We start from the raw sequence: 25,672 nt of genomic DNA, 5'->3' as shown, positions 1-25,672 counted from the left end.
AGCAGGCGACGGTACGCCGACCGCATGCGGGCCGTCCGGTCTTTTCCGACCGGGACACTCCGCTGCCGACCCGGCCCGACACGCAATGGACACATGACTGATGCACAATCTCGCGGACCAGCGCCGAGCAGTCCGGTCCGTCGGGTTTGCGGGGCGGACCATCGGCCGCCGGACAGGATGAGCTGCACGACTGGCGACAGTTCCGGACCTCACGGTCCGGTCCCGACGAGGAGGCACCGGTGCACCTGACCCCCGCCGACACCGAGAAGCTGCTGCTGGCCGTCGCCGGCATGGTGGCCCGGGACAGGCTGGCCCGCGGCGTCAAGCTGAACTACCCGGAGACTGTCGCGCTGCTCACCACCTGGGTGATCGAGCGCGCGCGGGACGGCCGAACCGTAACCGACCTGATGAACAGCGGCCGCGAGGTGCTGACCCGCGAGCAGGTGATGGACGGGGTCGCCGAGATGCTGCCCGACGTCCAGGTCGAGGCGACGTTCCCCGACGGCCGCAAGCTCGTCACCATCCACCAGCCGATCGCGTAAGGAGCGTCATGGCTTCCACGTCCTCCAGCGGGCCGGGTGCGATCCGCACCGCCCCGGGCTTCATCGAGCTGAACGCCGACCGCAGCGACGCCGAGCGGATCGAGCTGCTGATCGTGAACACCGGGGACCGGCCCATCCAGATCGGCTCCCACCTGCACCTCCCGGACGCGAACACCGCGCTGGACTTCGACCGGGTGGCCGCGCACGGCTTCCGGCTGGACATTCCTTCCGGTACGTCACGCCGGTTCGAACCCGGCGCATCCCGGTCGGTGGCCGCCGTCGCGTTCAAGGGCCACCGCCGCATCCCCGGGATTCAGATCAAGCCCGCCGCCGAGCAGGAGCTGTAAATGGTGCAGATACCGCGTTCCGAATACGCCGCCCTCTACGGACCGACGGTCGGCGACCAGATCCGGCTCGGCGACACCGACCTGTGGATCGAGGTCGAGCAGGACCTGACCGCCGGCGGCGAGGAGGCGGTCTTCGGCGGCGGCAAGTCGATCAGGGAGTCGATGGCGCAGGGCAGCACGACCCGCGCCGACGGAGCACCGGACACGGTCATCACCAACGCGATCATCCTCGACCACTGGGGAATCGTCCGGGCCGACGTCGGTATCCGCGACGGCCGGATCGTCGCGATCGGCCGGTCCGGCAATCCCGATGTGGCCGACGGTGTGCACCCGCTGCTGCAGATCGGGCCGTCGACCGACGTGGTCTCCGGCGAGGGCAAGATCCTCACCGCGGGCGGCATCGACACCCACGTGCACCTGATCTCGCCGTCACAGATCGTCGAGGCCCTTGCCACCGGGCTGACGACGCTCGGCGGCGGCGGCACCGGGCCGTCAGAGGGCACCAAGGCGACCACCGTGACGCCCGGCGCCTGGCACCTGGAGAAGATCCATCGTTCGATCGACCCCTACCCGATCAACCTGCTGCTGCTCGGCAAGGGCAACACGGTCTCCATGGAGGGGTTGAAGGAGCAGGCGCTGGCCGGGGCCGGTGGCTACAAGGTCCACGAGGACTGGGGCTCCACCCCGGCCGCGATCGACGCCGCCCTGCGCGGTGCCGACGAGTGGGGGCTTCAGGTCGCACTGCACTCCGACTCGCTCAACGAGGCCGGTTATGTCGCATCCACCATCGCGGCGATCGCGGGCCGGTCGATCAGCGCCTTCCACGTCGAGGGCGCCGGGGGCGGGCATTCGCCGGACATCCTGACCCTGGCCGGGCTGCCGAACGTCATCCCCGGGTCGACCAATCCGACGCTGCCGCACACCGTCAACACCGTCGCCGAGCACCTCGACATGCTGATGGTCTGCCACCACCTCAACCCTGCGGTGCCTGAGGACCTCGCCTTCGCCGAGTCCCGGATCCGTGCGACAACCATTGCGGCAGAGGACATCCTGCACGACATGGGGGCGATCTCGCTGACCTCCTCCGATGCGCAGGCGATGGGCCGGATCGGCGAGGTGATCTGCCGGACCTGGCAGGTCGCGCATGTGATGAAGGCCCGCCGCGGCGACATCGGTGGCGGCATGCCCGCGGACAACTTCCGCGCCAAGCGGTACATCGCGAAATACACCATCAACGCGGCGATCTCGCACGGCATAGACGACGAGATCGGCTCCGTCGAGCCGGGCAAGCTCGCCGACCTAGTGCTGTGGGAGCCGAAGTTCTTCGGAATCCGGCCGGCCGTCGTGCTGAAGGGTGGTGGCCTGGTGTGGGGTGCGCTCGGGGATCCGAACGCCTCCATCCCGACACCGCAGCCGGTGCTGATGCGGCCGGCGCTGACCGACACCATCGGCGCGGAGCTGTCCCTGTCGTTCGTCTCCCCGTTCGCCCTGGAGGACGGACTGGGGGAGCGGCTGGGGCTGAAGCGGGGCTTGGCTGCCGTCAAGCCCACCCGCGACGTCGGTAAGGCGCAGATGATCAACAACGAAGCGCTCCCGGACATCGTGATCAAGCCCGAGACGTTCGAGATCAGCATCGACGGCGAGGTGGTCGTCCCCGCCCCCGCCGAGTGGCTGCCCCTGGCCCAGCTGTATGCGATGTTCTGAGCCAGTCCGGGTGATCGAGTTGGCGATTTCCGACCTTCCCCGGCCCCCGGAACGTCGGATATCGCCAACTCGAACCCGGGCGGCACCAGGATTGGGGACAAACCCGAGGGGACGCGTCCGAGCCGCGCGAACATGCGGCATGTCTCCCGAGCCCCGCAAGCCCCTGCCGCCAGTCCTGCGGACGGTTCCGTTCACCGTTGCGCAGGGGAAGTCGCTGGGCCTGGGTGAACGGCGGCTACGCGGGAATGACCTGAACCGGCCCTTCCATGGAGTCCGGGTTGTCCGCAAGAGGGATCTGGCTGAGGACGGGCCGGTCGAACCGCTCGCCCAGGGCCTGGTGGAGCGTTGCAGCGCTCTCCTCGTCGCACTGCCTGCCGGGGCTTTCTTCAGCCACCTGACGGCGGCACGGCTCTGGCCCGTGCCGGTCCCCCCGCCGTTTGGCGCAGAGCAGTTCCACATCGGGATCCGGAGGCCTCTGTACCCGCCGCGCCGGTCCGGAGTCGTCGGGCACCGGCTCTCCGCACCGCACGTTGCGGTCGTTGACCGGGGAGGGCTCCCGGTGGTCGATCCGGCCACCCTCTTCTGCCAGCTTGCTTCGGCGCTGTCGTTGCCTGACCTCGTTGCGGTCGGCGATGCCCTGGTGTTCGAACCCGTGTTCCAGGATTGGCGCGAGGATCGCCCCTGGGTGTCGCTCGGTCAGTTGACGAATCGGGTCGACCTCTTCCGCGGACGTGGCAAGGCCGCCGCGGTGACAGCGCTGAGCCTGATCCGGCCGGGCGCGGAATCCCGGCCGGAAACGCTCCTGCGCCTGGCGATCCTGGGGAATGCGCTGCCCGAACCCGAGCTCAACGTCGATGTCCGAGACGCTGCCGGGAGGTTCATCGGACGTGGAGACCTGGTGTACCGCCGGTGGCGCGTGGTCGTCGAATACGACGGCGATCAGCACCGCGCAACGACGAAGCAATTCGACCGTGACGTGCTGCGCCTGGAGGCGTTCGCGGCCGCCGGGTGGACCGTGGTGCGGGTCCTGGGGCGGTCGTTCTTCGGCGACAGGGACGCGTGCATCGCCCGGATCCGCAGCGCGTTGATCGCGGGGGGATGGCGAGCGTCATGATGACCGATCGAGTTGGCGAAATCCGCCCTTCGTTGGCCCCGGGAACGTCGGATACCGCCAACTCGATTCGGGTGGACAGGGTTTCGGCGGAGGTGATGATGATGCTGCTGGCGGACGCCCGGCTGCCGACAGGGGCACACACGCAGTCGGCGGGGTTGGAGGCGGCACTGCGGGGCGGCATGGCGCCCGTGGACGTCCCGCGGTACATCCGGGCGCGGCTGCGGACCGTCACCGCGGTCGAGGCTGCCGCTGCGGTGATCGCCCGGGTCCGGACCGTCGACGCAAGCCTAGGCCTGACGATGAACGGCATCCCCACCCCGGGCGGCGACCGCATCCCCGCCCCGAGGGATGACCGCACGCCCGCCCAAAGCCGCGACCGCACGCCCGCCCAAAGCCGCGACCGCACGCCCGCCCAAAGCCGCGACCGCACGCCCGCCCAAAGCCGCGACCGCACGCCCGCCCAAAGCCGCGACCGCACCCCCGCCCTGACGAGCCCCGACAACCCCGACCTACCCGCGGCGCTCGCGGCGGTGGACGCGGCGTGGCGGGCGCGGACGATCAGCCCGGCGCTGCGCGAGACGTCGGTCCTGCTCGGCAGGGGCTACGCCCGCCTCGTCCGGCGGCTCTGGCCCGGAAGCCGAGGCGCAGAGGCGTTGTCGGGGATCGGCAAGCCGGGCCGGGCGGTTGTGCTCGGGGTCGCGGCGGCGTTGGCGGGGTTGTCCGCGGCACAGCTGATCCGGCTGATCGGCTACGACGATGTCCAGACCGTCGCCGCCGCCACTCTCAAGCTCGAGCCCCTTGACCCGGTCGTCACCACCGGTTGGGTGATGTCGGCCGCTCCCGAGATCGAGCGACTGGTCGGCGAACTCGCCGCCATCGACGATATTGAACAGATGCCCGCATTCGGTGCGCCGCTGATCGAACAGTGGGCGCAGGTCCATGCCACCACGAGCCAAAGGTTGTTCCGTGCCTGAGAACCCCTCTCCCGCAGTAGAACCCGTCGCGACCCGGCAGACCCTGAGGCTGGGCGTCGCCGGACCCGTGGGCACCGGCAAGTCCTCGCTCATCGCGTTGATCTGCCGCGAACTCGCAGGCGAGCTGAGCCTCGGCGTCATCACCAACGACATCTATACCGACGAGGACGCCCGCTTCCTCCGGTCCGCCGGAGTGCTTGCCCCGGAGCGCATCCGCGCCGTCGAGACGGGGGCCTGTCCGCATACCGCCATCCGCGATGACGTCACTGCGAACCTCCTCGCGGTGGAAGACCTGGAGGCCGACTTCGCGCCGCTCGACATCGTTCTCGTCGAATCCGGCGGGGACAACCTCACCGCCACCTTCTCGCCCGCGCTCGTCGACGCACAGATCTTCGTCCTTGACGTGGCCGGCGGCGGCGACGTCGCACGCAAGGGTGGGCCGGGTATCGGCCGGGCGGACCTGTTGGTGGTGAACAAGACCGACCTGGGCCCGTACGTCGGGGTGGACGTCCCACAGATGGTGGCCGACGGTAAGGCGGCCAGGAACGGCCGGCCGGTGATCGGGCTGTCACGCCTCGACCGGGCGTCCATCGACGACCTGACGTCCTGGGTCCGCTCCGTCCTCCGACTGTTCCGGTCGGGCGGTCACATCGCAGTCGACCCGGGACCGATGGCGCCGCACAGCCACGCGGACGAGGGCGGCGCGGCCTCCGTCCACAGGCACGGCGACGGCCCGCTCCATACCCACGAGCACAAGCAACACGACCACGAGCACGACGAGCACGAGCACAACCGCGCGGAGCATGACCGCACCCCCACCACCGCGTGACGCTGATCCGCGTCCGCGCCGCACCCGGGCGGGCCAGGCTCACCATCACCGATGGCCCGATCGGCGCCCGCGTCATCACGACCGACGACACCGGCGCCCGGGTCGGCCTGGTGGCGACCGAGGCCCTGCTGCTCGGCGGTGATCACATCGAGATCGAGGTCGACGTCGGTCCGGGGGCGTGGCTGGAGTTGGTCGAGACCGCCGGCACCGTCGCCTACGACGCCGAGGGCCGAGCGTCGTCGTGGACGGTGCGAATTCGCATCGGCGACGGCGGGCGGCTGTTCTGGGCGGGCGAGCCGTTCGTCGTCAGCCACGGGGCGAACGTCCGCCGGTCGACGACGATCGAACTCGGCATCGATGCCGTTGCCTGCCTCCGGGAAACGCTGGTGCTGGGCCGGACGGGAGAGGTCGGCGGTGCGCTGGAGTCAACGTTGTCGGTCCGGCAGAACGGCACGCTGCTGATGGCGGAGCACCTCGACCTCACCGGCATCGACGAGCGCGTTCTGCCGGGCATCGTCGGCGACGCCAGGGTGCTGGACACGGTGAGCCTGCTGGGAATGGGGGCGCCCCAGGAGCCGGAACTGGCTGCGGGGAACCGATTCGACCTCGACGGACCCGGCGCCGTGGCACGGTGGCTCGGCGCCGGCTACGCGGCGTCACCGCTGGTCAGCATCAGGACCTCATGGGAAGCAGCCGCCGCCGGTCGGCCCAACAGGCAGGCGGTTGCCGCCGCAATGACCTTGTAACGCGCCAGTCATCACCGGCGTCATCGCGCTCCTTAGATTCACCTCTGATCGGCCCCCGTCATCGGTCCGCGCACTGCGGAGAACCGGAGCAGGTGCCGGTCGGCTGACCGTGCCGGGGTGGTCCGCCGCGACAGCAGCGCCGCAGAACCGGCTCGCACCCATGACGAGCCGCATGACCGACCTGCACGACCGACCAGCATCAGCGACCCAGTAGCCAGGAGCAACCACATGACCTCAGTCGACCCGCAGTCCGCCCGGCAGATCGCCGCCCGCCTGGCCAGCCGGAGGTCGTTCCTGCGGCTGGCCGGGCTCGGCGCCGCGGGCATCGGGCTGGCCGCCTGCGGGTCCGGGACACCGGCGGCGACCAGCTCCACGAGCGCGGCGGCTGGATCCAGCGCCGCCGGATCCAGTGCCGCTGGATCCAGCGCGGCCGCATCGAGCGCCGCAGGATCGGCCGCGTCAACGGCGATCGCTCCCGGCTCGAACGGCGAGATCTCCGTGCAGCTGTCCTGGATCAAGAACATCGAGTTCGGCGGCGAGTACTTCGCCGACTCGAAGGGCTACTACGCCGACGCGGGCTTTTCCAAGGTCGACCTGGTCAGCGGGCCGGTCGACAGTGCCGACGCCCTGGTCGCCGCCGGCAACATCACCGTCGGCATCTCCGCGCCGGACGCGACGGCCCGCTTCATCAGCGAGCAGGGCGCCCCGCTCAAGGTCATCGGCAGCACCTTCCAGAAGAACCCGTTCTGCATCCTCAGCCTCGAGGAGGGCAAGCCGATCAAGACCGTCGCCGACCTGGCCGGCAAGAAGATCGGCATCCAGGCCGGCACGAACCAGCAGATCTTCGACGGCTTCCTGAAGGCGAACAACGTCGACCCGGCCTCGCTCACCCAGGTGGTCGTGCAGTACGAGCCGACGCCGCTCACCGAGGGCAACGTCGACGGCTTCATGGCCTTCCTGACCAACGAGCCGTTCCTGGTGAAGAGCCAGGGATTCAAGCCGGTGACGTTGTCCTTCGCCGAGAACGGCCTGCCGCTCACCTCGGAGACCTTTACCGTGCTGCAGGAGACGATCGACACCAAGCGGGACATGCTCAAGGCCTTCCTGGTCGCCGAGATCCTCGGCTGGACCGACGCGGTCGCCGACCCGGCGGGTGCTGCCAAGCTGGCGGTCGAGGTCTACGGCAAGGACCTCAAGCTGGACCTGGCCGGCCAGACGGAGCAGGCCGAGGCACAGAACGCCCTCATCGTCTCCGAGGACACCAAGGCAAACGGCCTGTTCACCCTGACCGAAGACCTGCAGAACCAGATCATCACTGCGCTGGGCAACATCGGCATCACGATCGCGGCAACGGACCTGTTCGACCTGTCCATGCTGAACGAGATCTATGCCGACAACCCCAGCCTGATCACGGGATGAGCGGCCGATGACCGAGTCACCGAGTGAAACGCTTGCCCCGCAGGCGGTTCTGGAGCCGTCGGCGCCCGTCGCGCGGGACCGCACCGCGATCTCGACGACGGACCCGAGCGCCGAGCCGTGGGCGGCAACCGGCATCGACATCCAGGGCCTGAGCAAGACGTTCAGCCTCGGCAAGAACACGGTCACCGCGCTGTCGGACACGCATCTCGGCACCAAGCAGAATTCGTTCCTGTCACTGCTCGGGCCCTCGGGCTGCGGTAAGTCGACGATTCTGCGGATCCTCGCCGGGCTCGAGACGCCGACCTCGGGCCGGGCGCTGATCAACGGCGAGTCAACCATGCAGATTCAGCGCAACCACGAACTCGGGATCGCATTCCAGGAGGCCGCGCTGCTGCCGTGGCGAACCGTCACGAGCAACATCCGGCTGCCCCTGGAGGTGGCCGGCATCAAGCCGGAGCCCGGTCTGATCGACGACCTGATCTCGCTGGTTGGCTTGAACGGATTCGAGAACGCCAAGCCCGCACAGCTTTCCGGCGGGATGCGGCAACGCGTCGCCATCGCCCGCTGCCTGGTGGTGAAGCCCACCGTCATGCTGCTGGACGAGCCGTTCGGCGCCCTTGACGACATGACCCGTCAGCGATTGAACATCGAGTTGCTGCGGATCTGGACCGAGAAGCCGGCGACGACACTGATGGTGACGCACGGCATTTCGGAGGCGGTGTTCCTGTCCGACGTGGTCGCGGTGATGAGCCCGCGGCCGGGTCGGGTGACCGAGGTGGTGCCGATCGATCTGCCGCGACCGCGGACGCCGGACATGATGCGCGCTCCGGAGTTCCATGCCTACGCCGACCGGCTCTCCGAGATCCTGTTCGGCACGGCCGGCGCTGAACCAACGGCAGCGGAAGCCTGATGACCGACCAGCACCACCGGGGCGACCTCGACGTCGAGATGGATGTCGAGGAGGACAAGGCGCTGCTCGGCGCCCGGGCCTTCTCGGCGCCGACGGCGACCGCGCACCCGGAGGCGACCCGCAAGCGGTGGTGGGACGGTGCCCCGTCCTGGGTGGGCGGACTGATCGGCACCGTGAGCATCATGGTGGTGTGGTGGATCGCGTCGCAGACCCTGTACCAGGAGAGCAACGCGATACCCAGTCCCGGAGAGGTGTTCTCGCTCTTCCTCGACCCGCAGCAGTGGCAGACCACCTGGAACAACGCGTCGTCGACGATCATGGCCGCCGTCCAGGGCTACATCTGGGGCAACCTGGCCGCGATCGCGCTGTCGGTGCTCGTGCTGCTGCTGCCGTTCCTCGCCGAGATCGTCAACCAGATCGCGATCGTCACCTACTGCATCCCGCTGGTGGCGATCGGCCCGATCCTGGTGATCGTCGCCGGTCGGACGTCACCGAACGGCGCGTCGGTGGCGCTGGCGGCACTGAGCGTGTTCTTCACGACCGTGGTCGGCTGCCTGCTCGGCCTGCGGGCGGCTCCCCGGACGAGCCTTGACCTGGTGCGGGCTTACGGCGGGTCGAAATGGACGATGCTGCGCAAGGTACAGCTGATCGCCGCTCTGCCCAGCCTGTTCGCCGCTCTGAAGATCGCCGCCCCTGCAGCGTTTCTCGGTGCGGTCCTGGCGGAATACCTGGGCAGCGGCGGCGACTCGACGATCGGCCGGGCACTGATCGCCGCGCAGACCCAGTCCGACGCGCCGCAGCTGTGGTACCTCGCGCTGGTCTGCGGCGGTATCGCTGGTGTCGGCTTCCTGCTGGTCGGCCTGGTCGCCCGGATCGTCACGCCGTGGACCACCGGCGCCGATGCGCCGGGGTCGTCATGACGGCCGTCCTCGCCCGACCCGACGCTACGGCGGACCCGGTCGCAACGTCGGCGGGATCCGTCGTCGGGCGCCGGGTGCTCACCGCCGTCATCACGGTGGTCGTCGCACTGGTGGTGCTGGTCGGGATCTGGGCCGCTCTGCTGCGGATCTTCGACGTCTCCACGTTCGTCGGCAAGACGCCGATCGACGTCTGGAGCTACCTGTTCTCCGATCAGCCGCCGAAGGGCGTGCGGCCTGCCTCCCTGACGGCGGAGGAAGCGCGGGCGGAGGCGTTCGCGGCGCTCGGCACGACGCTCTTGGACGCCGGCATCGGCTTTGTCAGCGGCATGGTGGCGGCCACCGCGATCGCCGTCGGCTTCGTGCTGTACCGGCCGTTCGAGTTCGCCTTCATGCCGATCGCGATGCTGCTGAGGTCCGTGCCCCTGGTCGCGATGGCGCCGGTGCTGCTGCTGATGTTCGGTCAGGGCAACGTCGGTATCGCCGTCATCGCGGCCATCGTGGTGCTGTTCCCGGCGCTGGTGAACATCGTCGTCGGCCTCCGCGGAGCGTCACCCCAGGCATTGGACGTCGTCAGGGTCAACGGCGGTTCGCCGCTGACCCAGCTGACCAAGGTGCGGATGCCGTCGGCGCTGCCGCAGTTTTTCGCGTCCGTCCGCATTTCGGTGCCGGGCGCGATCGTCGGCGCGATGCTCGCCGAATGGCTGGTCGGGTTCGACGGGATGGGCGGCGTGCTGAGCGGCTACAAGGGCTCGGGGAACTACGGCGGGGTCTGGACGATCGTGGTGTTCGCGGTGATGAGCTCGATCATCCTGTACGCCGTGGCCACCATCATCGAGGCCGCCGTGCTGACCAAGTGGGGACCGAACGCCGGCAAGCAGTGACGGCCGTTCGCATCACAAGAGGCCGCTCGAATTGGTTATAACGGCATACTTCGCCCAGTGTTCAAGGGCCGGACACTGCTGTCGTTCGGGGCTGTCGGTGCGGCGGGTGACAATATCCGGGTGACGATCTCCTCAGTTCCCTCGCCGGCGCCCGTGAACGGCGTCGACCCGACGCGGCCCGATCCCGGTCCGCCTCCCGCGATGGTCGTCACCGACATGGACGGAACGCTGCTCGACGAGACCGGTGACCGGGTCAGCCAGCGCAACATCGATGCACTGCGCCGCGCGCAGGACGCCGGGGCGCGGGTGGTCATTGCCACCGGTCGGCCGGTCTGGTGGCTCGGCCCGGTGATCGAGGCCGGCTTCACCGGGACGGCCGTCTGCATGAACGGCGCCATCGTCTACGACATCGCCGCCGAGCAGATCATCGCGTCGTCGCCGTTGACGGCCGGCACGATGCAGGAGTTCGTGGGTTCCTTGGAGCACCAGACCGACGAGTTCGCCATCGCGGTCGAGCGGCTCGGCTCGACCATCCAGGCGTGCCTCGCCGAGGAGCACTACAACCACCCGTGGGCCTTCGGATACTTCCAGCGGGCCGACCGGTCGGTGCTGCTGTCGGAGCCGGCCGCGAAGCTGCTGGTTCGCGGCACCGGCGATTCACGATCGCTGGCCCTTGCCGCGCGGAGTGCCGCCGCTGACCGCGTGCACATCACCTACTCCACGGACGACGGGCTCATCGAGGTCGCCGCGGCCGGTGTCAACAAGGGCACGGCGCTGGCCGAGCTCGCCGCCGGCTGGGGGATCGACCGCAAGGACGTCATCGCGTTCGGCGACATGCCAAACGATCTCGAGATGCTGCACTGGGCCGGGTTCGGAGTGGCGATGGGCAACGCCCATCCCGATGTGGCGGCCATCGCCACCGAGGTCGGCGCTCACCATCACGAGGACGGGGTGGCGCAGATCCTGGAACGCTGGTTCTGAGTCGGCCCTGGCCGGCGAAGGCGATTCCGCTCAGCCAACAGGGGCCGACGGAAGTCAGTCGAGCGAGCTGAGATCGGGCGGCACATCCACCGCGTGCCGGCGGAGGTCCTCCATCGACACGATGTCCAGCGCCCGCGCGTGCGTCGCGGCCAGCACGACCGGTGCGGCCACGCCGTCCTCGAGGGCCTGCTGCCAGCGCACCGCGACGACGCACCACCGATCGCCCGGCACCAGTCCGGGGAAGCGGTACTGGGGCAGCGGGGTGCTGAGGTCGTTGCCGACCGAACGCTGGTGATCCAGGAACTCGGCAGTCACGACGGCACAGACGACGTGCCGGCCGGCGTCCTCGGGGCCGGTGGCGCACAGCCCATCCCGGTAGAAGCCGGTCAGCGGGTCGATCCCGCACGGCTCGAGCTCATCCCCGAGCACGTTGAGTTCCGTCATCGGGCAAGGGTCCCATGCGCATGTTCACGCGGCCGCCCGGACCGGCCCCCACCGTTGGGCCGCACCGGGAAGGGTCCTATGCGCATGTTCACGCAGCCGCCCGGACCGGCCCCGAGCGTTGGACCGCCATCGCTGACGATGCGAAATGGCCTGCGGCGCAGCCACATCGCCGTGAGGTTGATTGCCGGCCAACCGGTTGCCGCCCGCGAGACCGGTGTAGGTCCTTCGACACTGGACGCCGATCGGCAGTCGGCGCAGGGTTGATGCCGTCGAAAACCCGACGGCGTCCTGACGCAGGCTGCCGGCGGCCGCGCCCGGCCGGTCGCGTGACTGCCGGCCCGCTGCTCGAGGGGAAAGGCGTGACTGTCATGAGCAAGATCGGCGACCACCGCGCGGCCCTGCGGGGTCTGGACAACTGGCTGCCGTACCTCACCGAGTACAGTGGTCTGCCCGGCCCGCGGGGCAATCTCGAGCTGGTCGCCGCCTGCGGTGAGGAGGCTGACCTCGCCAGGGCGCTCGCACTGGTCGCCACCGGAGACGAGTTCGCCTCCGTCTGCGGCGTTGTCGCGCTGGGCAGGTTGTTCGGCGCCGGTGACGACGGGCATCTCGAGCTGCTGTATGGATGTGCTGCGGACGAGCGCTGGCGGGTGCGGGAGGGCGCGGCCATGGCGGTGCAACGTGCCTGCGATGACGACCCGGAGAGGGGATTCCGGCTCGCCGAGGAGTGGGCGACCGATCCGGACCCGTTGGTCAGACGCGCCGCGGTTGCCGCGGTCTGCGAGCCGAGACTGTTGCGGGACAGAGTCTATGCGGGTCGCGCTCTCGATCTTCTCGACCGAATCACCGCGGATCTCGGCCGGATTCCCGCCGCCCAGCGCAGGAACCCGGCGGTGCGGACGCTCCGGCAGGCGCTGGGGTACGGCTGGAGCGTGGTCGTCGCGGCCGACCCGGATGCGGGACTCCCGAGGTTCCAGCGGCTGGAAGCTCTGCAGGACAAGGACATCGACTGGATCGTTCGGGAGAATCGGAAGAAGGCCAGGTTCGCCAAGGCCGTCGCTGCAGTGGGTGAGAAAGGCTGAGGGCTCCCAGTTACACCGTGATGATGTCCACAAGCTCGTCGAGCCCCGCCAGGTCGGATGGGTTGCGGGTGACCAGCGAGGCATCGAACGCCACCGCTGTCGCGGCGATCAACAGATCCATGACCCGCTCTCGGTTGCCGGCCGATGGCCACCACCGCGGCCGCCAGCCGACGTAGTGGCGGGCAACTGTTGTGTCGATCGGCAGCGCGTCGAACGACCGCTCGATTTCGGCTCATCGGCGCAACCTCGGCGGCTAGCGGCCCGTCGGGTTTTCCGCGGAGGTGGAATCGCGGCTCTGCGGTGCCACCGTGGGTTCTGCCGGGGCGGTCCGGATCCGGGCCCGTGCCATGATCGGGACGTGGCGGACATGTCGGTCGGTGAGGTGGCGGGGCGTCTCGGAGTCGCGCCGTCGACCGTCCGGATGTGGGGGTCGCGTTACGGCCTGACGGCCTCGGCGCGGAGCGCCGGTGGGCACCGGAGGTACACCGATGAGGACTTCGACCGGATGCGGCGGATGCAGGAGTCCGTGGTGTCCGGCGTCAACCCGTCGGCCGCCGCCGCGGAGGTGATGAGCGACACCGCGACCGGTCGCGTCACCCCGGGGAACGCGCCGCCCGACAGCGCTGCGCCTGGTGAGACGCCGCCCGATGACACCGCTGCCAGTCCGACCGCATCCGCCGGCCGGCGCGGCGGTCCGGGTGGGTCCGTGCTGGCCGTTCCGGGCGCCAATCGAGAGGTTCGCGGACTCGCCCGGGCAGCCAGCCGGTTGGACGAAGGTGCTGTCACAACAGCGGTTGTCGCCGCACTCCAACGGCAGGGGACCATCGTCACGTGGGACGAACTGCTGCGCCCCGTGCTTGTCGCCGCGGGGGATCACTGGCAACGCACCGGCACCGGTATCGAGGTCGAGCACCTGCTCACCCAAGCCGTGACGACGGCATTCACCAACTACATCACGACGCTTCCGAAACCTACACAAGACTCTCCGGTGGTGGTGGCTGGCAGTCCCCGCGAGGATCATGTCCTCGCCCTGCATGCCGTTCGTGCCGCGCTCGCGGAGCGGGCGGTACCGGTCCGCTTCCTCGGGCCGCGGACACCACTGCCTGCGCTTGCCGCGACGGCCCGGTTGACCCGCGCACCTGCGGTGCTGCTGTGGATGTCCCTGCCGGACAGCGAGACCGCAGCTGGATTGGCAACGGTGCGGGCCGCACATCGGCGACTGGTGCTGTTGATCGGCGGGTCCGGCTGGGCAGGACTGGACACCGGACCGGCCACGCTGTGCCGGAGCCTCGACGAGGCGGTCGCCCTGCTGACCGCCGCCTGGGCACGACGTTCGGGCGGCTCCGGCTCCCCCTGAGGGCGACGCTGAAACTTGCACAAGTTTGACGACGGGGTGCGATCCGGCGTATACCGGACAGTGACCCGCCGAACCATCGGTGAGCGCCCCGAGCGGCTGAAAGGCCGCTTCCCAAAGGGAGTTGTCATGGGCATCGACCAATTCGCCGTGAACATCACGTCCCTCACAGCAGGCCAGTACGACATCGTCTACAACGTGTTCTCGCTCGTGATCGCGTCGATGTTGTTCACTGCGCTCTACCTCGTGATGTCACAGAGACGGGTAGCCCCCCGTTACCGCAATGCCGTCGTCATCTCCGCAATCGTCTGCGGGATCGCGGCGTACCACTACTTCCGGATCTTCACGAACTTCCAGGAGAGCTACCCCGCCGGGGCGACTGTCACGGCCGACCACCAGTTGTCGAACGTGGTCTTCAACGAGGCGTACCGGTACGTCGACTGGCTGTTGACCGTGCCCCTGCTGCTGGTCGAGACGGTGGCCGTCATGGCACTGGCCAGGGCTGCGCAGCGCTCACTGCTGGTGAAGCTGATTCCTGCCGCAACGGCAATGATCGTGCTCGGTTACCCGGGGGAGGTTGCCACCACGGACACCGCCCGGATCATCTGGGGCATCATCGCGACGCTGCCGTTCCTCTACATCGTGTACGTCCTGTTCGTCGAGCTGTCCCGGTCGCTGGACCGGCAGCCCGTTCAGGTGCGCCGGCTGACCAAGCTGTTGCCGGTCATGCTGGTCGTGCTTTGGTGCGTGTACCCCATCGCCTACGCCTTCCCGATCATCGGCGGCGAGTTCTTCGGCGGTGCAGACGGTTTCGTCCTCAGGCAGGTCGGCTACAGCGTTGCCGACATCCTGGCGAAGGCCGCGTTCGGTCTGCTCATCTTCCAGGTCGCCCGCATCAAGAGCAGGATTGACGACCCGGCGACCTACGACGACGAGTTCGCCGCGAAGGCATCGTCCACCGCGATTGCCACCGGCTCTTCCATCGGTTCGGGCAACGGAACCAGCAACGGCTCGGACGTTGCCGACCAGCGGCCGATCCCGGCATGACCGCGCCCGTTCTGGACCGCAGGCTGCGAGCCCACACGTCGAAGAGAGTGAGTGACCTGATGAACACAATCACCATGCAGGACAAGCCCTTCTACGGCCTGACCCTGGATCTTCTCGATTGCGTCCGCGACCACGACTTCCGCACCCTCTCGGCGATGTGCGACGACGACTTTGGCATCGTCGACATCACCACCACCGGCGGGTCCCTGATCATCAGGGACCGCGCCGGCTGGGAGGAGTGGTTCACCGGTCTGTTCGCGCAACTGGATGCCCTGCGTGCGCAGACCTGGTCGGAGATCACCGGTTACGAATCGGTCGTCAGCGGCGACATGGGTTACAGCGTCGTGGATTTCGATCAGACCTTCATCGCCGAGGAGGAGAAGCTGAGGTTCGGCGTCATCGCCACGATCATCTGGAAACGGGTCGACGGCGTGTGGAAGGAATCCCGCTACCACAGCTCACTGGTCGGGGTGGAGAAGATCTGAGCCGCGATCGTCATCGCGGGCGGAATCGTGCTGGGGAGTGCGGCCGCACCGGCATGACGGTCCATATGGACGCCGCCACCTCCGCCCCGGGGTGGCGGCGTCTCCCTTTGCGTCACAAGGGGTGCTGATCCCCACAGCTGCTGATCCCTACAGCTGCTGATCCCTACAGCTGCTGATCCCTACAGCTGCTGATCCCAACAGCTGCTGATCCCTACAGCTGCTGATCCCTACAGCAGTGCCCACGCGTCGGTGAACACCGACCGCAGGATGGACTCGATCTCGTCGAATTCCCGCTGGCCACTGATCAGCGGCGGCGCGACCTGCACCACGGTGTCCCCGCGGTCGTCGGCCCGGCAGTACAGCCCGCGGTCGAACAGCGCGGTGGAGACGAAATCGCGCAGGATGCGCTCGCTCTCCTCCTTGGTGAACGTCGCCTTCGTCGCCTTGTCCTTCACGAGTTCGATGCCGAAGAAGTAGCCGTCACCACGGATGTCGCCGACGATCGGCAGGTCCAGCAGCCGCTCGAGCGTTGCCCGGAAGGCGTTCTCGTTGCGCAGCACGTTCCCGAGCAGGTCCTCACGCTCGAAGATGTCGAGGTTCGCGAGTGCCACGGCGCAGGACACCGGGTGCCCGCCGAAGGTGTAGCCGTGCGGGAAAGTGGTGGTGCCCTTGCTGAACGGTTCGAAGATGCGGTCGGAGATGATGGCCGCACCGAGCGGTGAATAGCCCGATGTCAGGCCCTTCGCGGAGGTGATGATGTCGGGCTGGTAGCCGAACTTCTGCGCGCCGAACATCGTCCCGAGCCGGCCGTAGGCGCAGATCACCTCGTCGGACACCAGCAGGACGTCGTGCTCGTCGCAGATCTCGCGGAGCCGCTCGAAGTAACCCGCCGGCGGCGGGAAGCAACCACCGGCGTTCTGTACCGGCTCGACGAACACCGCGGCCACCGAGTCCGCGCCCTCCATCAGGATCGCCTCCTCGATCTGGTCGGCGGCCCACCGGCCGAACACCTTCTCGTCGTGCGCGACGAGATCGGGTGCCCGGTAGAAGTTGGTGTTCGGCACCCGCACCGAGCCGGGAACCAGCGGCTCGAACGCATGCTTGAACGGCGGGACACCGGTGATCGACAACGCACCCTGGGTGGTGCCGTGATACGCGATGGCCCGGCTGATCACCTTGTACTTGCCGGGCCGGCCGGTCAGCTTGAAGTACTGCTTGGCCAGCTTCCAGGCCGTCTCGACGGACTCGCCGCCGCCGGAGGAGAAGAAGACCTTGTTCAGATCGCCGGGCGCCGCCGCGGCGATCCGGTCGGCGAGCTCGATGGCGGTGGGGTGCGCGTAGGACCAGATGGGGAAGAACGCCAGCTTGCGGGCCTGCGCGGCGGCAGCCTGGGCCAGCTCCTCCCGACCGTGCCCGGCCTGGACGACGAACAGCCCGGACAGCGCGTCGAGGTAGCGCTTGCCGTTGGTGTCCCAGATGTAGCAACCCTCGCCGCGCTCGATGATCGGCACCGGCGTCGTGTCGTAGGAGCCCATCCGGCTGAAATGCAGCCACAGGTGATCGGTGGGCGAGCCTCCCGATCCGGCAGAGCCGGCCCCCGGTTCGGCTGAGGTATCGGCTGAGGCATCGGCGGAGTGTGCGGCGGACGGGAGGGTGGCGGTCATCGGGTTCCCCAGGTGTAGGTCTGCTTGGACAGTTCGAGGTACACGAAGGTCTCCGTCGACCGGACACCCTCGATGGTGCGGATGGCGTGGTTCATGATGTGCAGCAGGTGGCCGTCGTCCTCGCAAATCACCTCGGCGAGCACGTCGAACGAGCCAGCGGTGATCACCACATAGGCCACCTCGTCCAGCGCGGAAACGGCCTGCACCACCGGGTCCAGGTGCCCGTCGACCCTGATGCCGATCATCGCCTGCCGGGTGAAGCCGACATGCAGCGGATTGGTGACGGCCACGATCTGCACCACACCGTCACGGACGAGGCGCTGCACGCGCTGGCGGACCGCTGCCTCGGACAGTCCCACCGACGCCGCGATGGTGGCGTAGGGGCGGCGGCCGTTCTCCTGCAACTGCTCGATGATCTTCTTCGAGACGTCGTCCAGCGGTTGCCGGGCGGTCGGCGCGCCCGGCTCGGCGAGCGGACTGTCGACAGGCATCCGATGCGGCACCTGAGCATCCTGACAGCGCCTGCGATCGTTGCGCAAGGGAATCCGTAGCCGATAGTGTTCCGAACAACGAAATTCGTCGTGTCGATCTCGTGTCCCGCCGGAACGCGTGATGCGGATGGATCGCGAACCCGAGACGTGAAGAGGAACATCCAGTCATGCCCAGATACGGCGCGATGTACGGCCCGGACGTCACCTTCACCGGGGTGCCCCGGTGCGACCTCGCCGATCCGGCGAGCTACGCCGACGCCAGCGCCGTCATCGTCGGTGCCCCGTACGACTCCGGCACCTCCTACCGGTCCGGCGCCAGGATGGGTCCCCTCGCGCTGCGGATCTGTGACTACTCCGAGCACACCGGATCCCGACCGCATCTGTCGCTGCGGGTCGACCCGTTGTTGGACCTCGGGGTGGTCGACGCGGGGGACGTCGAGATGGCGCCCACCGAGACCAAGGCGGCGCTGGACAACCTGCAGGCAGCGGTCTACACGATCGCGGCCGCCGGCAAGATCCCCGTCGTGCTCGGGGGTGACCACACCGTCGCGATGCCCGACATCACCGCCATGGCAGAGCATTTCGGATACGGCCGGATCTCGGTGATCCACTTCGACGCGCACGCCGACACCGGTGACATCCAGTTCGGATCGCTCTACGGACACGGGTTGCCGATGCGCCGGGTGATCGAATCCGGCGCCGTCCGCGGCGACCGTTTCCTGCAGATCGGCCTGCGCGGCTACTGGCCGGAACCGCCCGAGCTGCTGTGGATGGCCGAGCAGGGCATGCGCTGTTACGAGATGGCCGAGATCCAGCGTCGGAGCCTGGACGAGGTGCTGACCGAGGCGATTGCCATCGCGATGGACGACACCGACGGGGTGTACCTGTCGGTCGACATCGACGTCGTCGATCCGGGCACCGCACCAGGCACCGGAACGCCGGAACCGGGAGGGTTGACAGCCCGCGAGCTGCTGGACGCGGTCCGCCGGATCGGTCGGGACGTCCCGCTGGTCGGGCTGGAGATCGTCGAGGTGGCGCCGCCCTACGACCACGCCGACATCACCGCGATCCTCGGCAACCGGGTGGTCCTGGAGACGCTGTCCGGTATCGCACGGCGCCGCGCCGACGCCGCCGACGGCATCAGGTGGGACGAATCGACGCCGGTGATGGCCGGCCGGGTGCAGGCGCTGGCAGAGGGCGTGCACGAGACGGCGGTCACCACCGCGGCCTCCGCGGACGGTTCCGCCGACTCCCGCGAGCACGAGCGCGCCCTGTAGTCGATCCATAGGAAAAGAGCCGCTCCCCACACAGATCTCGTGTGGAGAGCGGCTCACCCCGGCTCCGTACCGCCCCGGATGGCAGCTGCAGCGCTAGACGAAGACGGTGAGCCCCCGCGCGGCGAACTGGTCGCGTGCGCGGGCAATCAGCTCCTCCGTTGGCGGCTCCGTCCCCTCGAGCGGGTACTCGAGGCCGAGTTCGTGCCATTTCGACTTGCCCATCTGATGGAAGGGCAGGATCTCAACGCGTTCGACCACCGGTCTCGAGCCCAGCGACTGCAGGCTCTGGACGTAATCGGCGACGGCGTCGATGTTCTCGACCGCGTCGGTCAGTCCAGGCACCAGCACGTACCGAAGCCAGATCGCGTTGCCCCGCTCGGCCAGCCTGCGGCCGAATTCGAGGGTCGGTGCCAGGCTGCGGCCCGTGACCGTCCGGTAGGTGTCCGGAAGCCCCGATTTGACGTCCAGCAACACCAGATCGGTGTCGTCGAGCATCTCGTCGGTGGCCCGCTTCCCGAGGAAACCGGACGTGTCAAGGGCGGTGTGGATGCCGATCTCCTTGCAGTACCGGAAGATCCGGGCGGCGAAGTTGGCCTGCATGAGCGGTTCCCCGCCGGACAGGGTCACTCCGCCGTGCGCGGCCCGCAGCACGGGTGCGTAGTGGGCGATGCGTTCCCGGATCTCCTGGATGGTGGTGGGCCTGCCGTCACGTTGCTGCCAGGTGTCGGGGTTCTGGCAGTACTGGCAGCGAAGCCCGCAACCCGACAGGAAGATCGTCAGCCGGGTGCCGGGTCCGTCGACCGCCGTCACCAGTTCCCAGGAGTGGACGCTGCCGACGCTCCCGACGTGCTCCGCCTGCAACAGTGCGTGGCGCAACGGGTCCGGTCCGTGGCCCGTGGTGGCGGGCTCGTGGCCGATGGTGGGTAGGCCCAGGGTGACGGTCATGTCCCGTCTCCCCTCCTCGGTACTGGTGATCTGGCGGCCGCCGGGCATTACAGCTTGCCGTGGAAGGTCCGCGACAAGACGTCCAGCTGCTGCTCACGGGTCAGCTTGACGAAGTTCACCGCATACCCGGAAACCCGGATCGTGAGCTGCGGGTACTTCTCCGGATGCTCCATCGCGTCCTCGAGGGTCTCGCGGTTGAGCACGTTGATGTTCATGTGGAAGCCCGACGACACGACGTAGGCATCCAGCACACCGACCAGGTTCGCGGCCTGCTCCGCGGGCGTGTGCCCGAGGCTGGCCGGGATGACCGTCGCGGTGAGCGAGATCCCGTCCTGCGATTCCTCGTACGGCAGCTTGGCAACGCTGAGCGCGCTGGCGAGCATGCCGTGCGTGTCGCGGCCGTTCATCGGGTTGGCGCCCGGGGCGAACGGCTGACCGGCGCGCCGGCCGTCGGGGGTGTTGCCGGTCTTCTTGCCGTAGACCACGTTGGACGTGATCGTCAGGACCGACTGCGTGTGCAGCGCCTTGCGGTACGTGGGCTGCTTGCGGATCTTCTCCATGAACGCGCGGACCACTCCGACGGCGATGGCGTCGACACGGTCGTCGTCGTTGCCGTAGCTCGGGTAGTCGCCGTCGATCAGGTAATCGACGACCAGGCCGGAGTCATCCCGGACCGGGGTGACCTTGGCGTACTTGATGGCGGACAGCGAGTCGGCGACCACGCTCAGGCCGGCGATACCGCAGGCCAGCGTGCGCAGGATCGTCTTGTCGTGCAGGGCCATCTCGATGCGCTCGTAGGCGTACTTGTCGTGCATGAAGTGCACGCAGTTGAGCGCGTCGACGTAGGTCTCGGCGAGCCAGTCCATCGTCTTGTCGAACTTGGCTGCGACGTCGTCGTAGTCCAGCACGTCGCCCGCGACGGGGGCCGCGACCGGCGAGACCTGCTGTCCGGTGATCTCGTCACGCCCGCCGTTGATCGCGTACAGCAGCGTCTTGGCGAGGTTGACCCGTGCGCCGAAGAACTGCATCTGCTTGCCGACCCGCATGGCCGACACGCAGCAGGCGATCGCCGCGTCGTCGCCCCACGAGCTGCGGATGAGCTCGTCGGACTCGTACTGGATGGCGGAGGTGTCGATGGAGACCTTGGCGCAGAACTTCTTGAAGCCCTCCGGCAGCTTGTCGCTCCACAGCACGGTCAGGTTCGGTTCCGGTGCCGGGCCGAGGTTGTACAGGGTCTGCAGCATCCGGAAGGAGCTGCGGGTGACCAGCGGCCGGCCGTCCTCGCCGATACCGGCGATGGACTCGGTGACCCAGGTCGGGTCGCCGGAGAACAACGCGTCGTACTCGGGGGTGCGGAGGAACCGCACGATGCGGAGCTTGATGACGAGGTCGTCGACCAGCTCCTGCGCCCGGGTCTCGGTGATGACGCCCTCGGCCAGGTCGCGCGCGATGAACACGTCGAGGAAGGTCGAGGTGCGGCCCAGCGACATTGCCGCGCCGTTCTGCTCCTTGACCGCGCCGAGGTAGGCGAAGTACAGCCACTGCAGCGCTTCCTGCGCGGTCGCTGCCGGCCGGGAGATGTCGAAGCCGTAGTTGGCGGCCATCTCCTTCAGCTCGCCCAGCGCGCGGATCTGCTCGGAATTCTCCTCGCGGTCACGGATGACGTCCTCGACGGAACGCTCCATGTCCAGCTCCATGCGCTCCAGCTTCTTGCCCTGGATCAGGGCGTCCACGCCGTACAGCGCGACCCGGCGGTAGTCGCCGATGATCCGGCCGCGGCCGTAGGCATCGGGCAGGCCGGTGATGATGTGCGAGCTGCGGGCCGCCCGGACGTTCGGCGGGTAGACGTCGAAGACGCCGGCGTTGTGGGTCTTGCGGTACTTGGTGAAGATCTCCTTCACCGCGGCGTTGGGCTCGTAGCCGTAGGTCTTGAGGGAATCCTCGACCATCCGCCATCCGCCGTTGGGAACGATGGCGCGCTTGAGCGGCGCATCGGTCTGCAGGCCGACGATGAGTTCGTTGTCCTTGTCGATGTAGCCGGGGGCGTGCGCGGTGATCGACGACGGGGTGTCGGCGTCGACGTCGTAGATGCCGCGTTCGCGCTCGACCGGGAACATCGCGGTGAGCTTCGCCCACATGGCCTTGGTGCGGTCGGTTGCGCCCTGCAGGAACGAGTCGTCACCCAGGTAGGGGGTGTAGTTCCGCTGGATGAAGTCGCGGACGTTGATGCCATCCTGCCAGGGGCCGGATACGAACCCCCGCCAGGCGTCGGGGCCGATGGTGTCGGCGAGTTGCGGGTTTGCTGCGATGGTCATTTCTCTCCTCGAAGTTCGGTCGGGCCAGACCGGGCTGGTTATCACGCTAGGTGAGTGGTAATCACCGCGGATGAGGCTTTAGGCCTATTTGTGCTGTGGTCCATGCCACCGTCGGGGCGCGCGCTCACCCGGCAGCGCGCCCTCCGGGGTCGTGCTCAGACCCCTGCGGCGGCCGGAACCAGGGCGTGGCCTTCATGCACGGCGGTCCCGTAGTACGCGGCGGTCATCAGTTCCTTCATGTCGGCGAGCATCGGCATCCGCGGGTTCGCGGGTGCGCACTGGTCGCGGAAGGCGCCCATCGCGAGCACGTCGAGATCACCGATGAAGGTGGCCTCGTCGACGCCCTGGGCGGCGAACGACGCCGGGATGCCGACCTGCGCGCGGAGCCGTTCGACGGCCAGCGCGTAGGACTCGACGCCCTCGGCCGCGGTGGCTGCCGGCAGTCCGAGCATTGCCGCAATCTGCTGGAAACGCTCTGGTGCGACGTAACTCTCGTACTTCGGCCAGCTGGTCAGCTTGGTCGGCACGGTGCCGTTGTAGCGGATCACCAGCGGCAGCAGCGTCGCATTCGTCCGGCCGTGAACCAGGTGGTAGCGCGCACCGATGGTGTGCGCCATCGCGTGCACGATGCCCAGGAACGCGTTGCCGAAGGCCATGCCGGCGATCGATCCGGCGTTGTGCATCTTCTCCCTGGCGGTCACCGTCGTGGGATCACCGGGCAACCCGTTCACCGAGGCGGAGAGGTTCTGGAAGATCAACCGGATCGCGTGCAGCGCCATGCCGTCGGTGAAGTCGTTGGCGTAGACCGAGACGAACGCCTCGGTGGCGTGGGTCAGTGCGTCGAAACCGGAGTCGGCCGCCAGGCTGGCCGGCATCTTCGCGGTCAGCACCGGGTCGACGATGGCCACGGTCGGGGTGAGCGCGTAGTCCGCCAGCGGGTACTTTTTGCCGGTTGTCGGGTCGGTGATGACGGCGAACGGGGTGACCTCGGCGCCGGTGCCCGACGTCGTCGGGATGCAGACCAGCTGGGCCAGGCCGCCGAGGGTGGGGAAGCGGAAGGCGCGCTTGCGGATGTCGTAGAACTTCTCCTTGAGATCAGCGAAGACGACCTCGGGGTGCTCGTAGAGCAGCCACATCACCTTGGCGGCGTCCATCGGCGAACCGCCGCCGAGCGCGATGATGGTGTCCGGGCGGAACTCCCGCATGAGCTCGGCGCCGCGCTGGACGGTGGCGACACTCGGCTCGGGTTCAACAGAGTCGATGATCTGCAGCGCAACGTGTTCCGGTCGCCGGTGCAGCACCTGGATGATCTTGTCGACGAAGCCGAGCTTGGTCATCGTGGTGTCGGTGACGATGGTGATCCGGGAGACGTCCGGCAGGTCGACGAGGTAGCGGATGGCGTTGGGCTCGAAGTACGTCTTGCCGGGGACCTTGAACCACTGCAGGTTGTTGTTCCGCCGGCCGACCTTCTTGATGTTGATCAGATTGACGGCAGAGACGTTGCCCGACACGGAGTTCCGTCCATAGGAGCCGCAGGAGAGGGTGAGCGAGGGGAGGAAGGCGTTGTAGACGTCACCGATCCCGCCGAACGTGGTGGGGGAGTCGCGGATGATCCGCACCGCCTTCACCCGCCGGCCGAACTCGATGGCCAGTGCCTCGTCGGCGGTGTGGATGGCGGCGCTGTGGCCCAGGCCGTCCAGTTCGACCATCTGCTCGGCAAGCGTGATGCCGTGATCGGCGTCGTTCGCTCGCAATACCGCGAGGACCGGGCAGAGCTTCTCCCGGGTCAGCGGCTCATGACGGCCGACGGACGGGACCTCGGCCAGCAGGATCGAGGTCCCGACGGGCACGGTGAAGCCGGCGTGCTCGGCGATCCACTCCGGACTCTTGCCGACGACGTCAGCATTCAGCCGCGCACCGGAGCAGGCTGTGCCACCTGCCTCCGCGCCGAACAGCAGTCGCTCCAGAGCGGTCTTCTCCTCGGGGGAGCAGCGGTGCGCGTGCAGCCGCGCGAACTCGGCCATGGCGTCCTCGTAGATCGGCTCGTCGAGAATGACGGCCTGTTCGGAAGCGCACACCATGCCGTTGTCGAAAGCCTTGGACAGCACGACATCGTTGACCGAGCGTTGCAGTTTCGCGGTCCGCTCGATGAAAGCTGGGACGTTGCCGGCCCCGACACCCAGAGCGGGCTTTCCGCACGAATATGCCGCCTGCACCATGGCGTTGCCGCCGGTGGCCAGAATGACGGCGATTCCCGGATGATTCATCAACGCATTGGTGACGGCGATCGACGGATGCTCGATCCACTGAATGCAGTTCTCCGGCGCGCCGGCGGCGACGGCCGCGTCACGAACGATGCGGGCCGCCATCGCGGACGACTGCTGGGCGTTCGGGTGGAACGCAAAGATGATGGGATTACGGGTCTTCAGGGCGATCAGGCTCTTGAAGACGGCCGTCGACGTCGGATTGGTGACCGGGGTGATGCCGCAGAGCACGCCCACCGGTTCGGCGATCTCGACGATGCCGTCGAGGTCGTCATTGCTGATGACGCCGACGGTGCGCATTCCGTTCAGTGAGTGGGTGATCTGCTCGCTGACGAAGATGTTCTTGGCGGCTTTGTCCTCGAAAACGCCTCTGCCGGTTTCGTTCACGGCGGCCATGGCCAGTTGACCGTGCTGATCGAGGGCGGCGACGCTGGACTTCTTGACGATGTAGTCGATCTCGTCCTGATTGAACCGTGCGTAATCCTGAAGGGCCTGGGTGGCCTTGACGACGAGGGCGTCGATGACGGCTGCGGTGTCGTCCTGCTCGAGTGTTGTTGTGGCTGCTGTGGTCTCGGTGCTGGCTGTTTCGGTGCTGCTCGACTCGGTATTCCGGGGGCGGCGGTGGCCATTCCCGTTTGTCGCCGTCGGTTCGGTGGGGACGGCAAATTCGGCGCTGTCTGTGGTCGGCGCGGGCATGAAGGCTCCTGGTGGCAAGGTGCGGGACGACACTGCGTCATCCCGCCTTCAACGCTAGGGAGTGACGCGCGGATCCACAGGGGCCGAAGGTCCCGGCTTGCGGCTCGGAAAAGGACAAACCGGTCCGGCCGTGCAACGCTGTCCGGTTGCGGCCACCTGCTCGGGTCGGCTTGAGCGGCGCGGGTTCGAGCGGCGCGGGTTCGAGCGGCGCGGGGTTGAGCAGAGTGAGCTCGAGCGGTGCGGG

Annotated in this window: 23 protein-coding genes; 17 read left to right on the top strand and 6 right to left on the bottom strand. The window is 68.2% G+C overall.

From position 1 onward, the window contains the following. Positions 1 to 239 precede the first annotated feature (239 nt). The 12 genes from ACVBEQ_RS01105 (at position 240) to ACVBEQ_RS01050 (ending at position 11,367) form a co-directional block, all read left to right on the top strand. Positions 240 to 542, top strand: a complete 303-nt coding sequence (locus ACVBEQ_RS01105) for an urease subunit gamma (RefSeq protein ID WP_447151561.1) — start codon at positions 240 to 242, stop codon at positions 540 to 542. Positions 543 to 550: 8 nt separating this feature from the next. Then, positions 551 to 889 (top strand): urease subunit beta, encoded by a 339-nt coding sequence (gene ureB, locus ACVBEQ_RS01100; RefSeq protein ID WP_447151560.1) that lies wholly within the window; start codon positions 551 to 553, stop codon positions 887 to 889. Then, the gene (locus ACVBEQ_RS01095) at positions 890 to 2,593 is read left to right on the top strand and encodes an urease subunit alpha (RefSeq protein ID WP_447151559.1); all 1,704 of its coding nucleotides are present in this window, start codon (positions 890 to 892) and stop codon (positions 2,591 to 2,593) included. It abuts the gene before it with no gap. A gap of 139 nt (positions 2,594 to 2,732) precedes the next feature. Then, positions 2,733 to 3,707, top strand: coding sequence for an endonuclease domain-containing protein (locus tag ACVBEQ_RS01090; RefSeq protein ID WP_447151558.1), 975 nt, complete (start codon positions 2,733 to 2,735; stop codon positions 3,705 to 3,707). Then, positions 3,707 to 4,681 carry an urease accessory protein UreF gene (locus ACVBEQ_RS01085; protein WP_447151557.1) on the top strand — a complete coding sequence of 325 codons (975 nt, stop codon included), beginning with the start codon at positions 3,707 to 3,709 and terminating at the stop codon, positions 4,679 to 4,681. Before ACVBEQ_RS01090 ends, ACVBEQ_RS01085 begins: the two co-directional genes overlap by 1 nt. Next, a complete protein-coding gene (gene ureG, locus ACVBEQ_RS01080) occupies positions 4,674 to 5,510 on the top strand; it encodes an urease accessory protein UreG (RefSeq protein WP_447151556.1) in 837 nt (278 codons plus the stop codon). The genes ACVBEQ_RS01085 and ureG overlap by 8 nt, the downstream gene beginning before the upstream one ends. Next, the gene (locus ACVBEQ_RS01075; protein ID WP_447151555.1) at positions 5,507 to 6,256 is read left to right on the top strand and encodes an urease accessory protein UreD; all 750 of its coding nucleotides are present in this window, start codon (positions 5,507 to 5,509) and stop codon (positions 6,254 to 6,256) included. The genes ureG and ACVBEQ_RS01075 overlap by 4 nt, the downstream gene beginning before the upstream one ends. A 228-nt stretch (positions 6,257 to 6,484) precedes the next feature. Further along, on the top strand, positions 6,485 to 7,675 hold the full coding sequence (locus ACVBEQ_RS01070) for an ABC transporter substrate-binding protein (RefSeq protein WP_447151554.1): 1,191 nt from the start codon (positions 6,485 to 6,487) through the stop codon (positions 7,673 to 7,675). A 7-nt stretch (positions 7,676 to 7,682) separates the two neighbouring features. Continuing rightward, entirely contained in the window at positions 7,683 to 8,585 is a 903-nt protein-coding gene (locus ACVBEQ_RS01065) for an ABC transporter ATP-binding protein (protein ID WP_447151553.1), read from the top strand. Beyond that, positions 8,585 to 9,505 (top strand): ABC transporter permease, encoded by a 921-nt coding sequence (locus ACVBEQ_RS01060; RefSeq protein WP_447151552.1) that lies wholly within the window; start codon positions 8,585 to 8,587, stop codon positions 9,503 to 9,505. Before ACVBEQ_RS01065 ends, ACVBEQ_RS01060 begins: the two co-directional genes overlap by 1 nt. Further along, positions 9,502 to 10,386, top strand: a complete 885-nt coding sequence (locus tag ACVBEQ_RS01055; RefSeq protein ID WP_447151551.1) for an ABC transporter permease — start codon at positions 9,502 to 9,504, stop codon at positions 10,384 to 10,386. The genes ACVBEQ_RS01060 and ACVBEQ_RS01055 overlap by 4 nt, the downstream gene beginning before the upstream one ends. 120 nt (positions 10,387 to 10,506) lie before the next feature. Continuing rightward, entirely contained in the window at positions 10,507 to 11,367 is an 861-nt protein-coding gene (locus ACVBEQ_RS01050) for an HAD family hydrolase (RefSeq protein ID WP_447151550.1), read from the top strand. Positions 11,368 to 11,421: 54 nt separating this feature from the next. Here ACVBEQ_RS01050 and ACVBEQ_RS01045 read toward each other — a convergent pair whose 3' ends face one another. After that, positions 11,422 to 11,811 (bottom strand): DUF2237 family protein, encoded by a 390-nt coding sequence (locus ACVBEQ_RS01045; protein ID WP_447151549.1) that lies wholly within the window; start codon positions 11,809 to 11,811, stop codon positions 11,422 to 11,424. 368 nt (positions 11,812 to 12,179) lie between these two features. Between ACVBEQ_RS01045 and ACVBEQ_RS01040 the strand changes: the two genes are divergently transcribed. From ACVBEQ_RS01040 to ACVBEQ_RS01025, 4 genes are all read left to right on the top strand, one after another. Continuing rightward, positions 12,180 to 12,890, top strand: a complete 711-nt coding sequence (locus ACVBEQ_RS01040) for a HEAT repeat domain-containing protein (RefSeq protein ID WP_447151548.1) — start codon at positions 12,180 to 12,182, stop codon at positions 12,888 to 12,890. Positions 12,891 to 13,257: 367 nt separating this feature from the next. Then, on the top strand, positions 13,258 to 14,247 hold the full coding sequence (locus tag ACVBEQ_RS01035) for a MerR family transcriptional regulator (protein ID WP_447151808.1): 990 nt from the start codon (positions 13,258 to 13,260) through the stop codon (positions 14,245 to 14,247). A 126-nt stretch (positions 14,248 to 14,373) separates the two neighbouring features. Beyond that, entirely contained in the window at positions 14,374 to 15,291 is a 918-nt protein-coding gene (locus ACVBEQ_RS01030; RefSeq protein WP_447151547.1) for a bacteriorhodopsin-like, read from the top strand. Positions 15,292 to 15,350: 59 nt separating this feature from the next. Continuing rightward, complete coding sequence (locus ACVBEQ_RS01025; RefSeq protein WP_447151546.1) at positions 15,351 to 15,776, top strand: nuclear transport factor 2 family protein; 426 nt, start codon at positions 15,351 to 15,353, stop codon at positions 15,774 to 15,776. Between the two features lie 227 nt (positions 15,777 to 16,003). Here ACVBEQ_RS01025 and ACVBEQ_RS01020 read toward each other — a convergent pair whose 3' ends face one another. Together ACVBEQ_RS01020 and ACVBEQ_RS01015 are read right to left on the bottom strand one after the other, a co-directional pair. Next, entirely contained in the window at positions 16,004 to 17,311 is a 1,308-nt protein-coding gene (locus ACVBEQ_RS01020; protein ID WP_447151807.1) for an aspartate aminotransferase family protein, read from the bottom strand. A 125-nt stretch (positions 17,312 to 17,436) separates the two neighbouring features. Further along, the gene (locus ACVBEQ_RS01015) at positions 17,437 to 17,931 is read right to left on the bottom strand and encodes an Lrp/AsnC family transcriptional regulator (RefSeq protein ID WP_447151545.1); all 495 of its coding nucleotides are present in this window, start codon (positions 17,929 to 17,931) and stop codon (positions 17,437 to 17,439) included. 167 nt (positions 17,932 to 18,098) lie between these two features. Between ACVBEQ_RS01015 and speB the strand changes: the two genes are divergently transcribed. Continuing rightward, a complete protein-coding gene (gene speB, locus ACVBEQ_RS01010; RefSeq protein WP_447151544.1) occupies positions 18,099 to 19,208 on the top strand; it encodes an agmatinase in 1,110 nt (369 codons plus the stop codon). Positions 19,209 to 19,301: 93 nt separating this feature from the next. Here the strand turns inward: speB and pflA are convergent, their stop codons facing one another. The 3 genes from pflA to adhE all read right to left on the bottom strand — a co-directional run bounded on the left by pflA (position 19,302) and on the right by adhE (position 25,428). Then, the gene (pflA, locus tag ACVBEQ_RS01005; RefSeq protein WP_447151543.1) at positions 19,302 to 20,153 is read right to left on the bottom strand and encodes a pyruvate formate-lyase-activating protein; all 852 of its coding nucleotides are present in this window, start codon (positions 20,151 to 20,153) and stop codon (positions 19,302 to 19,304) included. Between the two features lie 47 nt (positions 20,154 to 20,200). Next, the gene (pflB, locus tag ACVBEQ_RS01000) at positions 20,201 to 22,468 is read right to left on the bottom strand and encodes a formate C-acetyltransferase (RefSeq protein WP_447151542.1); all 2,268 of its coding nucleotides are present in this window, start codon (positions 22,466 to 22,468) and stop codon (positions 20,201 to 20,203) included. Positions 22,469 to 22,623: 155 nt separating this feature from the next. Then, positions 22,624 to 25,428, bottom strand: a complete 2,805-nt coding sequence (adhE, locus tag ACVBEQ_RS00995; RefSeq protein ID WP_447151541.1) for a bifunctional acetaldehyde-CoA/alcohol dehydrogenase — start codon at positions 25,426 to 25,428, stop codon at positions 22,624 to 22,626. Positions 25,429 to 25,672 lie beyond the last annotated feature (244 nt).

The organism is Nakamurella sp. GG22, assembly GCF_052976845.2.
The sequence above is the reverse complement of the archived record's forward strand: the minus strand, read 5'-3'. Positions and strand labels throughout refer to the sequence as shown.

Excerpts from the sequence above, each read along its gene's own strand:
- ACVBEQ_RS01030 (WP_447151547.1), top strand. The coding sequence starts at position 14,374 with ATGGGCATCGACCAATTCGCCGTGAACATCACGTCCCTCACAGCAGGC.
- adhE (WP_447151541.1), bottom strand. The coding sequence starts at position 25,428 with ATGCCCGCGCCGACCACAGACAGCGCCGAATTTGCCGTCCCCACCGAA.
- ACVBEQ_RS01020 (WP_447151807.1), bottom strand. The coding sequence starts at position 17,311 with ATGGGCTCCTACGACACGACGCCGGTGCCGATCATCGAGCGCGGCGAG.
- ACVBEQ_RS01045 (WP_447151549.1), bottom strand. The coding sequence starts at position 11,811 with ATGACGGAACTCAACGTGCTCGGGGATGAGCTCGAGCCGTGCGGGATC.
- ACVBEQ_RS01055 (WP_447151551.1), top strand. The coding sequence starts at position 9,502 with ATGACGGCCGTCCTCGCCCGACCCGACGCTACGGCGGACCCGGTCGCA.
- ACVBEQ_RS01060 (WP_447151552.1), top strand. The coding sequence starts at position 8,585 with ATGACCGACCAGCACCACCGGGGCGACCTCGACGTCGAGATGGATGTC.
- speB (WP_447151544.1), top strand. The coding sequence starts at position 18,099 with ATGCCCAGATACGGCGCGATGTACGGCCCGGACGTCACCTTCACCGGG.
- ACVBEQ_RS01085 (WP_447151557.1), top strand. The coding sequence starts at position 3,707 with ATGACCGATCGAGTTGGCGAAATCCGCCCTTCGTTGGCCCCGGGAACG.
- ACVBEQ_RS01015 (WP_447151545.1), bottom strand. The coding sequence starts at position 17,931 with ATGCCTGTCGACAGTCCGCTCGCCGAGCCGGGCGCGCCGACCGCCCGG.
- pflA (WP_447151543.1), bottom strand. The coding sequence starts at position 20,153 with ATGACCGTCACCCTGGGCCTACCCACCATCGGCCACGAGCCCGCCACC.
- ACVBEQ_RS01095 (WP_447151559.1), top strand. The coding sequence starts at position 890 with ATGGTGCAGATACCGCGTTCCGAATACGCCGCCCTCTACGGACCGACG.
- ACVBEQ_RS01040 (WP_447151548.1), top strand. The coding sequence starts at position 12,180 with ATGAGCAAGATCGGCGACCACCGCGCGGCCCTGCGGGGTCTGGACAAC.
- ACVBEQ_RS01025 (WP_447151546.1), top strand. The coding sequence starts at position 15,351 with ATGAACACAATCACCATGCAGGACAAGCCCTTCTACGGCCTGACCCTG.
- ACVBEQ_RS01065 (WP_447151553.1), top strand. The coding sequence starts at position 7,683 with ATGACCGAGTCACCGAGTGAAACGCTTGCCCCGCAGGCGGTTCTGGAG.
- pflB (WP_447151542.1), bottom strand. The coding sequence starts at position 22,468 with ATGACCATCGCAGCAAACCCGCAACTCGCCGACACCATCGGCCCCGAC.
- ACVBEQ_RS01035 (WP_447151808.1), top strand. The coding sequence starts at position 13,258 with ATGTCGGTCGGTGAGGTGGCGGGGCGTCTCGGAGTCGCGCCGTCGACC.
- ACVBEQ_RS01070 (WP_447151554.1), top strand. The coding sequence starts at position 6,485 with ATGACCTCAGTCGACCCGCAGTCCGCCCGGCAGATCGCCGCCCGCCTG.
- ureB (WP_447151560.1), top strand. The coding sequence starts at position 551 with ATGGCTTCCACGTCCTCCAGCGGGCCGGGTGCGATCCGCACCGCCCCG.
- ACVBEQ_RS01090 (WP_447151558.1), top strand. The coding sequence starts at position 2,733 with ATGTCTCCCGAGCCCCGCAAGCCCCTGCCGCCAGTCCTGCGGACGGTT.